We start from the raw sequence: 8,767 nt of genomic DNA, 5'->3' as shown, positions 1-8,767 counted from the left end.
GGCATAGACGAAGCCCGAACAGACCGCCTGCAGGTCGAAGGCAAAGCCGTGATGCATGCCGAGCCGGTTCTGGATCTCGACGGCGGTGGCCGGGAATGTGTTGTTTGGCGTCGAGGTCGCCAGCACGATCAGATCGATGTCGGCGGGCGTGAGGCCCGCATTGGCAAGTGCGGCACGTGCCGCTGCTTCCCCGAGCGAAGCCGTGGTCTCGTCGTCACCAGCGATATGTCGCTGGCGAATACCGGTACGCTGGGCGATCCACTCGTCAGAGGTCTCGACCATGCCTTCGAAATCGGCATTCTTCATGATTCGGCGGGGCAGCGCGGCGCCCGTGCCGCGCACGACTGATCTGATCAAAGTTCTTTCCTATTCCTTTGCGTCGGTGACGACGTCGGATTTCCTAGCTGACAGGGCACGCGGGTTGCGCGCATGAAACAGGTCCAGATCGGCCTCGATGCGGTCGAGTAGGTTGTTGCGGACCATGTCATAGCCGAGTTCGATCGCGGCGGCGAACCCGTCAGAATCAGCACCGCCATGGCTTTTGACGACGATGCCGCTCAGCCCCAGGAAAACGCCGCCATTGGAGCGGCCGACATCCATCTTTTCGCGCAGGCGATCGAAGGCGCCCTTGGCGAAGATATAGCCGATCCTGGCCATCAGAGTCCGGCTCATCGCGGCGCGCAGATAGCCACCGATCTGGCGCACCGTGCCTTCCGCCGTCTTCAGCGCGATGTTGCCGGCAAAGCCTTCGGTGACGACGACGTCGACCACGCCCTTGCCGATATCGTCACCCTCGACGAAACCGTGATAGTTCATCGAGGCCATGTTGGCTTCGCGCAGCATGCGCCCGGCCTCCTTGACCTCTTCCTGGCCCTTGATCTCCTCGACGCCGACATTGAGCAGGCCGACGCTGGGCCGGGCTATGCCGAAGACCGAGCGCGCCATGCCGGTGCCGAGAATGGCAAAATCAATGAGCTGTTGCGCATCGGCCCCAATGGTCGCGCCGACGTCCAGCACCACGCTTTCGCCGCGCAATGTCGGCCAAAGGGCTGCGATCGCCGGGCGATCGATGGTGGCCATGGTGCGCAGGCAAAATTTCGACATCGCCATCAGCGCGCCGGTGTTGCCGGCGGAAATGCAGGCGTCGGCCGTGCCGGCCTTGACCGCTTCGACGGCCTTCCACATTGATGACTTCCAGCGGCCGTGGCGCAGCGCCTGGCTCGGCTTGTCGTCCATCCTGACCGCAATTTCGCAATGGAAGAATTCACTGATCTCGGCGAGCTTGGGAAATTTGGCAAGCTCCGGGCGCACGACCTCCTCACGCCCGAAGATGACGAAGCGGATGTCGGGACGACGGGTCGCGACCGTCATGAGCGCTGGAATGACCACGGCTGGTCCGTGATCGCCGCCCATGGCATCGATGGAAATCCTGATCACGCGGTATTTATCTCACGGTTAGGCGGCAGGTCGCTTTAGCGACCGCGAAGGTTCGGCGAAAATAACGGTTTTGGGCTGCCGCACAACCGACTTTTCCGTCGCGGGCGAGCTTTTCAGGATTTTCCCAGCAAGGATCGCAGTTTTTGCTGAAATTCATTCTCCGCCGGTTCGTTCTCGCTGCCGGTGTTGAGCGATGCGCCCTGCTTGCGCGGATAGGGGTCGATGGCGAGCCCGAAATACTGTTCGGCGATTGCCCCGACATCGATCGTGTCACCGGAAAATGTCTCTGGACTGTCAGGGCCTTCCGCGTCGAGCAGGATCTCGCCGCCACCATCGAAACCCTGCCGTCCAAGCTTGGAATCCTCGGGCAGCAGCAGCGCTTCGACCGGTTCGTCGATATGCGCCTCGACAGGCTCGAGCGTGACGATGCAGGCCTGGGTGATGTCGGCTTCGACGCGACCGCTTATCTTCACGCCATTGCGCTTCCACGACGCGACCAGAAGCTCGGCGCGATAGGATTCGACCAAAATCAGCCCGTGCTCCTCGGCCAGTGCCGCACGCTGCGCGGCATCGGCCTCGATAACCAGCGGCAGGCCCTTCTGCGGCAGGCGCGTAACGTTTGCCCGGAAGGAGACCGGGCTTTGCGGGTCAACATGCTTCATTGTTCAACCTCCTTGGCGGCGGGAAAGGTCAGCGTGCCGGAGACAATCGATTCGGATGTCTGCGCGGCCAGATGACTGCGCGCGTCGGTAACATAGTTGGCCAGCAGCGATGCTTCCAGCCAGGCGCCCGCGTCGGGCCGGACATTGCGGGCAAGAGCCGCGGTCAGCCCTTCATGGTCGTTTCTTTTCAGGGCATCGTCATAGGCAGCGGTTCGGCCATAAAACATCTTTGCCAGCTTTTTCATGCGTTTGGGCACGCCCACGTCGCCAATGCCCAATTCCCGCAACGAATGGTCGACGTCGAGGAAGAACTCGTCGATCAGAACCTGGGCGACCTCTTGCGCCGCACCGCCCTCCCCGCGCAACCTGTGCTGGAACAGGAACATGTGCAGCGACAGCATCTCGAAACGGCCAAGCGGCGTGTCTGGCACATTCCAGTGGGAATAAAACACGGTCTGCCGCGCCGCCGCCACGATTTGTGCGTAAAGCGCCTCGGTGATAGCGCGGTTGGCGTAGCGTTCGCGGCCAAAAAAGCGCTGGAACATTGGGGATGGTCTCCTGGGGACCGTTTGTTGAAGTGGGCTTGTTGCATCGGCAAGCAAGCTGGTTTACCGGTTTCGCGGCCCAGCGCAAGTTGCGGCCAGCTAATGGAGTTGTTGTTGCGCGCGCTGAATTTCAAGTCGACCTTCTCGTCCAGGCCCGCCGGCGCGATCTCGCTGCTGATGATCGTTTCGGCACTGTCCGCCTGCCACACCTCCAAGATGATCGGCGACCTCAGCCCAAGTGAGACGCTGACGCAAGGTTACGTCATAGACCAGCAGGCAATCGACCTGGTGCCGGTCGGTTCGAGCCGCGAGCAGGTGCTTCTGGCGCTCGGCACGCCGTCGACGACCGCGACCTTCGACAACGAGGCCTTCTATTACATTTCGCAGACGCGCAAGCGCTACGTCGCCTTCGACAAGCCACGGCTGATTGACCAGCATGTGCTGGCGGTCTATTTCGGCGCCGATGGCCGCGTCACCCAGATCGCCAATTACGGGATGAAGGACGGCAAGATGTTCGACTTCATCTCGCGCACCACACCGACCGGCGGCAAGGACCAGAACTTCCTCAGCCAGATCATCAACGGTGCCAGCAAGCTGGCACCCAGCATTCCGGGCGGCGGCGTCTAATTCCTTTCGGCTTCCATTTCGGAAGCCTCATCATCTCAGGCGACCAAAAACCCGCGGGAGCGATCCTGCGGGTTTTTGTTATGGGGATCGTTCACCGGTGTGGCCGTGGCCAAGGAAACGCGAGCCGAGCCTGGATGAGATGCTTGCACACCACGCACTGGAGGACCTAGGCGAAGCGAAGCGCTGAAGGGTCGACGTTGTCATCGCTTCAACAAAAAACCCGCGGGATCGCTCCCGCGGGTTCTGTTTTCGAGTGGATGCTTTTGATCAGCCGTGCGCGAGCACGGCCAGCAGCAAGAGCGCCACGATGTTGGTGATCTTGATCGCCGGGTTGACGGCCGGACCGGCGGTGTCCTTGTAGGGGTCGCCGACCGTGTCGCCGGTCACCGAAGCCTTGTGCGCTTCGGAACCCTTGAGATGCTTGACGCCGTCCTTGTCGACAAAGCCGTCTTCGAAGGACTTCTTGGCGTTGTCCCAGGCACCGCCGCCAGAGGTCATCGAGATGGCGACGAACAAGCCATTGACGATGACGCCGAGCAGCGAGGCACCAAGGGCGGCAAAAGCGGACGCCTTCGAACCCGAGATCAGCAGCACGCCGAAATAGACCACGAGCGGCGCCAGCACCGGCAGCAGCGACGGGATGATCATTTCCCTGATTGCCGCCTTGGTCAGCAGGTCGACCGCGCGTGCGTAGTTCGGCTTCGAGGTGCCAGCCATGATGCCCGGATCCTCGCGGAACTGCTTGCGCACTTCCTCGACGATGGCGCCCGCCGCGCGGCCGACGGCCGTCATGGCGATGCCGCCGAACAGATACGGGATCAGACCGCCGAAGATCAGGCCAGCGACGACGTATGGGTTGGAGAGATCGAAGGAGATCTCGCCCATGCCCTGGAAGTAGGGATATTTGTCGCCATTGGCGGCAAAGAACTTCAGGTCGTTAGAGTAGGCGGCAAACAGCACCAGTGCGCCGAGACCGGCCGAACCGATGGCGTAACCCTTGGTCACCGCCTTGGTGGTGTTGCCGACCGCGTCGAGCGCGTCGGTGGACTGGCGCACTTCCTTGGGCAGGCCGGCCATTTCGGCAATGCCGCCGGCATTGTCGGTGACCGGGCCGAAGGCATCGAGCGCAACGATCATACCGGCAAGACCGAGCATCGTCGTGACGGCGATCGCCGTACCGAAGAGGCCGGCAAGCTGATAGGTCGAGATGATGCCGCCGACAATGACGATCGCCGGCAGCGCCGTCGATTCCAGCGAGACCGCAAGGCCCTGGATGACGTTGGTGCCGTGACCGGTGACCGACGCCTGGGCGATAGAGTTGACCGGGCGCTTGTTGGTGCCGGTGTAGTATTCGGTAATGACCACGATGAGACCGGTCACCACGAGGCCGACCAGGCCGCATATGAACAGGTTCTTGCCGGTGATGACCATGCCGGCGACGGTGCCGATCTCGCCCCAGCCGAGGGTGACATGGGTGGCGACGCCGAGGCCGACGATGGACAGCAGGCCGGTGACGATCAGGCCCTTGTAGAGTGCGCCCATGATCGAGCCGTTGGAACCGAGCTTGACGAAGAAGGTGCCGACGATCGAGGTCAGGATGCAGGCGCCGCAGATAGCGAGCGGATAAAGCATGGCTGCACCCAGAACGGCGGTACCGCCAAAGAAGATGGCAGCCAGAACCATGGTGGCGACAACGGTCACCGCATAGGTTTCGAACAGGTCAGCGGCCATGCCGGCGCAGTCGCCGACATTGTCGCCGACATTGTCGGCGATGGTGGCCGGGTTGCGCGGATCGTCTTCGGGAATACCGGCTTCGACCTTGCCGACGAGATCGCCGCCGACGTCGGCGCCCTTGGTGAAGATGCCGCCGCCGAGACGGGCGAAGATCGAGATCAGCGATGCGCCGAAGCCGAGCGAGACCAGCGAGTCGATGACGATGCGATCATTGGGCTGGAGGCCCATGAAGTGGGTCAGGATGAGGTAGTAGATCGAAACGCCGAGCAAGGCCAGGCCAGCAACCAGCATGCCGGTGATGGCGCCCGATTTGAACGCGATGTCGAGGCCGGCAGCGAGGCTGTTCGATGCGGCCTGCGCCGTACGAACATTCGCGCGAACGGAGACATGCATGCCGATGAAGCCGGCGGCGCCTGAAAGCACTGCACCGATCAGGAAGCCGATCGCGGCGGTGATGGACAGCAGCCACCAGGCGAGCACGAGGACGACGACGCCAACGATGGCGATGGTGGTGTACTGACGCGCCAGATAGGCCTGTGCGCCCTCGCGGATAGCCGCGGAGATTTCCTGCATGCGTGCATTGCCCTGATCGGCCGCAAGGACCGAACGTGTCGCCCAGATGGCGTAAAGGATTGAAAGCAGGCCGCAGGCGATGACGGCGGAAATAATTGTCATTGCCGGATTTTCCTCGATTGATGGCCCAAAAGAACCCCTCCCTGGGCCGTTGAGACAAAGACCGGATTCCGTGCACGGAATCCGCCTCTTCGCAGCGGTGTATGCGAAACAGGGCTGCGAACGTCAAGATATTGTTCGGTTTTTGCCCGGCTTTCGCCTAAATGGTTGGGGCCAAGCGGCGGCTGCCGTTAGCACTCTCCTATTAGATCGATTGAAATTGGCCTTGACGCAAGACGCGGCTACTCGGTCTCCCGGCCCATGCGGCGCGCCGTGTAGCGCTCGATCGCCGATAGACCGTCATAGATCAGCACGGCAAGGGCTGCCACGATCAGGCCGCCCTGCAGGACGAAGGCGAGATTGTTGGACAACAGCCCGGCGATGATCACTTCGCCCAGCGTTTTGGCTGCCACGGTCGAACCGATGGTCGCGGTGGCAAGACTGATCACCACCGACAGCCTGATGCCGCCGAGAATGATCGGGGCGCTGAGCGGCAGCTCGACCTTGGTGAGCCTTTGCCAACCGGTCATGCCGGCGCCGCGCGCCGCTTCGACGACATTGGCCGGCAGCGTCGTCAGGCCGGTCAGCGCATTTTCGAAGATCGGCAACAGGCCGTAGAGAAACAGGGCGATCAGCGTCGGCTTCTCGCCGAAGCCGACGGCCGGCACCGCAAGCGCCAGCACCGCCACCGGCGGAAAGGTCTGGCCGATGTTGACCAGGCTGCGCGATAGCGGCAGGAATTCGGCGCCGGCCGGCCTGGTGACCAGGATGGCAAGCGCCACCGCGACGATGGTTGCGGCCACGGTGGCGATCAGAACCGTGCGCAAATGCAGCAATGTCAGTGTCAGCAGGCTGCCCTGATTGTAGATCACCGGCGCATTGTTTTCGGTCAGCGGCTTCAGCAGCGGCTCGAACCAGCCCGGATTGGTGACGAAGGCAACGAGCAGCACCACCAAGGCTAGCCTGAGCAGCGATGGAAGCCAGGCCTTCATGCCGGCCTCGCCGCGCGCTTCACCAGCCCGTCGATGGTCACGCGGCCAAGCGGCTTGCCGTCGGTGCCTGAGACCGGCAGCGCCGGCCGGCCCGACCACAGCAATTCGGCCAGCGCGTCGCGCTGGCTGGCATCGCCGGGGATCGCCTCGCCTTCGGCGGAGCCCTTCTCCACGGCATCGCGGACCCGGCCGAGCGACAGCAACCGGAATGGCCGCTCGCTGGCGCCAACCAGGGTCTCGACGAAGGCGCTTGCCGGCTTTGCCAGGATCTCGGCGGGCTTGGCGTATTGCACCAGCTTGCCGGCATCCATGACCGCGATCTTGTCGCCCATATGCACGGCCTCTTCCATGTCGTGGGTGACGAGGATGATGGTGGTGCCGAAGCGCTTCTGGATCGCCAGCAGATCCTCCTGCGCCTTGGTGCGGATGATCGGGTCGAGGGCGCCGAACGGTTCGTCCATCAACAGCACGTTGGGCTCGGCGGCGAGTGCGCGGGCAACGCCGACGCGCTGCTGCTGGCCGCCGGACAGTTCGTGCGGATAGCGCGGCCCGAAGGCTTCGGGATCGAGCTGATAGAGCGTCATCAGCTCGTCGACCCGGGCCTTGATACGGTCCTTGTCCCAGCCAAGCAGCACCGGCACGGTGGCAATGTTCTGTGCCACCGTGCGATGCGGAAACAGGCCGTGACCCTGGATGGCGTAGCCGATGCTCCGGCGCAACTCGTAGCCGGGCAGCGAACGATTGTCGGCGCCGTCGAGCTTGATGATGCCCGAGGTCGGCTCGACCAGCCGGTTGATCATGCGCAGCAGCGTCGTCTTGCCGGAACCGGACGTGCCGACAATGACGGCGATGGTGCGCGGCTCGATGACCATCGACACGTCATCGACCACGGTCGTCGCGTCATAGCGCTTAGTGATGCCTTCGATCTCGATCATGCCGTTTCAACCCTGCGCTTGGTGGCGGTCATTTCGATCACCGCATCGAGGATGATGGCGGCGGCAAAGGCGAGCGCGACCGTCGGCACGGCGCCGAGCAGCACAAGGTCCATTGCCGTCTGACCCACACCCTGGAAGACGAACACGCCGAAACCGCCGCCGCCGATCAGCGCGGCAATGGTGGCGAGGCCGATGTTCTGCACCAAAACGATACGGATGCCGGTGAGGATGACAGGAAAAGCCAGCGGAAACTCGATGCCGAACAGGCGCTGCCTGTCGGTCATGCCCATGCCGCGCGCCGCGTCGTTGGCCGCGCGCGGCACGCCGGCGAGACCGACCACCGTGTTGGCCACCACCGGTAGCAGCGAGTAAAGGAACAACGCGACGAAGGCGGGAGCGGTGCCGATGCCGCGAATACCGAGCGCGGCAGCCCCCGGCACATGCGCGGCAACCCAGCCGAGCGGCGCGATCAGCAGGCCGAACAGCGCGATCGAGGGAATGGTCTGGATGATGTTGAGCACGTTGAGAACCCCGGCCCGCAGATTTTCGACGCGATGGCACAGGATGCCGAGCGGCAGGCCGACGATCACCGCGGCGGCCAGCGAACCGAGCGCCAGCGTCACATGCTTGGAGCCCTCCGCCCAGAAACTGTCGGCGCGGTTGAAATATTCCTTCAGGATCGACAGATTGTCCCAGCTTCCCGAAATCAACAGCAGCCCGATCGCCAAAGCCGCGACCACAAGCACGCCAACCCGCGCCAATGGCGACAGGTTCAGCCTTGTCAGCACGTCGGCGAGCAAAAGCGTGAAGGCAAAGATCAGAATCCAGAAACCGGAGGCTGGCGAAACTCTGGCGAAGGTGTTGCCCGCCGGCGTGAGAAATGTTCCGGCGACACCGATCAGCAGCGCGAGCGCGGCAAGCGCCATCACGCTGGCGGCAAGGCGCAGCACAAGTGGTGTCTTGAACAGCGCGATGAGTGCTGCGGCGACAATGATGGCGAGCAGCAGCGTCCCGGTCGTTGCCGGCAGCGCCTCGAGAATCGAGCGCGCCTGGCCGGGGACGATGCGGTTGGCACGGAACGTGGCAAAGGGCGCGGCAAAAGCCGCGTAGGCTGATATCGCGGCGATGACCACGCCGAGCTTGTCGAAGCGGGGAGTCATGGT

Annotated in this window: 8 protein-coding genes and 1 pseudogene; 1 reads left to right on the top strand and 8 read right to left on the bottom strand. The window is 63.2% G+C overall.

Features of this window, described 5'->3' with window-relative positions; genetic code table 11:
* From EOA19_RS30625 to EOA19_RS30610, 4 genes and pseudogenes are all read right to left on the bottom strand, one after another.
* Positions 1-357, bottom strand: a pseudogene (locus EOA19_RS30625) (3-oxoacyl-ACP synthase); the annotation flags it as partial.
* 9 nt (positions 358-366) lie between these two features.
* Positions 367-1,437: a phosphate acyltransferase PlsX gene (gene plsX / locus EOA19_RS30620; RefSeq protein ID WP_023810241.1), complete on the bottom strand. Its 1,071-nt coding sequence runs from the start codon at positions 1,435-1,437 to the stop codon at positions 367-369.
* 113 nt (positions 1,438-1,550) lie between these two features.
* Positions 1,551-2,099 (bottom strand): DUF177 domain-containing protein, encoded by a 549-nt coding sequence (locus EOA19_RS30615; RefSeq protein ID WP_128305722.1) that lies wholly within the window; start codon positions 2,097-2,099, stop codon positions 1,551-1,553.
* Complete coding sequence (locus tag EOA19_RS30610) at positions 2,096-2,644, bottom strand: ubiquinol-cytochrome C chaperone family protein (protein WP_023810239.1); 549 nt, start codon at positions 2,642-2,644, stop codon at positions 2,096-2,098. The genes EOA19_RS30615 and EOA19_RS30610 overlap by 4 nt, the downstream gene beginning before the upstream one ends.
* Positions 2,645-2,758: 114 nt before the next feature.
* On the opposite strand from EOA19_RS30610, the gene EOA19_RS30605 reads away from it, so the two are divergent.
* A complete protein-coding gene (locus EOA19_RS30605) occupies positions 2,759-3,271 on the top strand; it encodes an outer membrane protein assembly factor BamE (RefSeq protein ID WP_023810238.1) in 513 nt (170 codons plus the stop codon).
* A 267-nt stretch (positions 3,272-3,538) separates the two neighbouring features.
* Here EOA19_RS30605 and EOA19_RS30600 read toward each other — a convergent pair whose 3' ends face one another.
* The 4 genes from EOA19_RS30600 to EOA19_RS30585 all read right to left on the bottom strand — a co-directional run bounded on the left by EOA19_RS30600 (position 3,539) and on the right by EOA19_RS30585 (position 8,764).
* The gene (locus EOA19_RS30600; protein WP_128305721.1) at positions 3,539-5,680 is read right to left on the bottom strand and encodes a sodium-translocating pyrophosphatase; all 2,142 of its coding nucleotides are present in this window, start codon (positions 5,678-5,680) and stop codon (positions 3,539-3,541) included.
* Positions 5,681-5,919: 239 nt separating this feature from the next.
* A complete protein-coding gene (locus tag EOA19_RS30595; protein WP_128305720.1) occupies positions 5,920-6,669 on the bottom strand; it encodes an ABC transporter permease in 750 nt (249 codons plus the stop codon).
* Entirely contained in the window at positions 6,666-7,604 is a 939-nt protein-coding gene (locus tag EOA19_RS30590; protein WP_023810235.1) for an ABC transporter ATP-binding protein, read from the bottom strand. The genes EOA19_RS30595 and EOA19_RS30590 overlap by 4 nt, the downstream gene beginning before the upstream one ends.
* A complete protein-coding gene (locus EOA19_RS30585; RefSeq protein WP_023810234.1) occupies positions 7,601-8,764 on the bottom strand; it encodes an ABC transporter permease in 1,164 nt (387 codons plus the stop codon). Before EOA19_RS30585 ends, EOA19_RS30590 begins: the two co-directional genes overlap by 4 nt.
* Positions 8,765-8,767: the final 3 nt, after the last annotated feature.

This window comes from Mesorhizobium sp. M7A.F.Ca.US.010.02.1.1 (assembly GCF_004023085.1).
Classification (GTDB): domain Bacteria; phylum Pseudomonadota; class Alphaproteobacteria; order Rhizobiales; family Rhizobiaceae; genus Mesorhizobium.
The sequence above is the reverse complement of the archived record's forward strand: the minus strand, read 5'-3'. Positions and strand labels throughout refer to the sequence as shown.